This is a genomic window from Ectopseudomonas oleovorans (assembly GCF_003052605.1).
Classification (GTDB): domain Bacteria; phylum Pseudomonadota; class Gammaproteobacteria; order Pseudomonadales; family Pseudomonadaceae; genus Aquipseudomonas; species Aquipseudomonas oleovorans_A.
Window position 1 is genome coordinate 529 of record NZ_QASO01000128.1, and the last position, 1794, is coordinate 2322.

3 protein-coding genes are annotated in these 1794 nt (G+C 50.4%); 2 read left to right on the forward strand and 1 reads right to left on the reverse strand.

Going from position 1 to position 1794, the window contains the following annotated elements:
- The first annotated feature begins 225 nt into the window (after positions 1-225).
- Positions 226-672 carry a glycosyltransferase family protein gene (locus tag DBO86_RS22625; RefSeq protein ID WP_108234905.1) on the forward strand — a complete coding sequence of 149 codons (447 nt, stop codon included), beginning with the start codon at positions 226-228 and terminating at the stop codon, positions 670-672.
- A gap of 3 nt (positions 673-675) precedes the next feature.
- On the forward strand, positions 676-1074 hold the full coding sequence (locus tag DBO86_RS22630; RefSeq protein WP_244185595.1) for a DUF6957 family protein: 399 nt from the start codon (positions 676-678) through the stop codon (positions 1072-1074).
- Positions 1075-1317: 243 nt separating this feature from the next.
- Here DBO86_RS22630 and DBO86_RS22635 read toward each other — a convergent pair.
- Positions 1318-1794, reverse strand: a 477-nt coding sequence (locus DBO86_RS22635) for an IS66 family transposase (RefSeq protein ID WP_146173183.1), incomplete at its 5' end; no start/stop codon positions are given.

The window sequence follows — 1794 nt, forward strand, 5'->3', positions numbered from 1 at the left end:
CCCGCATGGTGGCGCTAAAGCTCACCGGCTGAAAGCCGGTGGTTTTAACCTTTCGATGGAAAATAAATTCCATTTGAAATCATCGGCGCACAGGAGCAGGCGTGATGGCATCAAGCGAAAGCCCTAGCCAACAGAGCCTTAAACCTCAGCTCCTAGCGCAAATGATTCCGATCTGCCTACCTGACGAAATAGCAACTGAAGAGATATTTGAAGCGGAGAAACACGATGGCTGCCCAGGCAGGACATATAGACTTTGAATTCAAGTCCGAAAGCGCAGGTCTATGGTGCCTTAACAAAAAAGGCAGCGAGCGCTGGTTGAGCATTACGCTTGCGAGCATGGAAACTAATGGTGTTGTAAATACAATCGCTACAAATGATCCTGAGATCATCAAAAAAACGCTAAAAGAACCAGGCGAAGGACTGTACATCAGAAGCTTTCAAGCGGTAGTAAGCTGCAACTTCCCAGACAATCTGGGAATCGCAGTTGCTGATGTCCTAAAGCTCATTGAAGAGCGAACCAAGCGTGGTGACGTCATACATCTAGTCCATACAAAATTCGGCTGCCACCAGTTTGGAGGCCCGGCCAAACTCATGGCCAGTCAAATTCAAATGGGTACTGATGTTGTGCTCTACGCAGCTGAACTTCCTGCTCGTCGATATTACGGAGGCTAAGCTATGAAAGAGCTGTATGAAATAACCGATCTGCTCTATGGCGATGGCATATCCATGCCAGGAGCCAAGGTCAGTCAAGATGAAGCTGTAAGGATCGTCCGTGAACGCTACCCATATGCTGAATACTGCATCGTGTCGAACTGGCGGTGGATTGATTTAGAAGTCACCCCAGCCCAGCTCTCTGAGCTAACCAGAACAAATCGAAAGCCCGCAGTTATCTACGCAGATACCGTGATCTACGATAGCAGTCGCCGATGGGATGTCGACGACTTCGTGCGCACAAGCTTCCTCCATAAATTCGAAGAAGGCTTCATATTTAAGACGCTAAATTCGATTTACATACTCATTGGCAATGGCGTGAGAAAAAGAGCGACCCTAGAAGCTATTGGGCGTATTTTTTGATGCCAATCACCGAATTATCGCGACGAACTAAGATACGCCTGATAAAAGCGCAGAGCACCCAATTTTCATGGCCTGTAACCGGATACCTAATAGACACATACATCTGCACCAGATCTGGCATAGGTTGCGTTTTTAGCCACCAAGGCTCACGAAAGCGCTTCAGAGAGGGAGCTACAATTCGAACATCAGATGTAATACACCTTTACTGCGAAGGTATGCGTCTGGGCATCCCGTCTTGCGCAACTAAACCAGTCGCCACCTATGCGGCAGCAGCTCCGTAATCTCACTTGCCCGCTGCGTCGGCAGGCGCGTGAGGACGTCCTTCAAATAGGCGTACGGGTCATGCCCGTTGAGTCGAGCTGACTGGATCAAACTCATGATCGCCGCTGTCCGTTTACCGCTGCGCAGTGAACCTGCAAAGAGCCAGTTCTTGCGCCCCAACGCCCATGGCCGGATCTGGTTCTCTGCCCAATTATTGTCAATGGGTACGGCGCCGTCATCGAGATAGCGCGACAGCGCCGTCCAGCGTTTGAGGCTGTAATCCAATGCTTTGCTGATGGCCGAGCCATCGTGCACAAGTAGGCGCTGGGTGATCATCCAGGCATGCAACGCGTCCATCACCGGTACGGCTTTTTCTTGTCGTATTCGGCGGCGTAAATCCGGTTCTAGGTCGCGGACTTCATGCTCGATTTCGTACAGCAGCTGGATGTACCTCAAGGC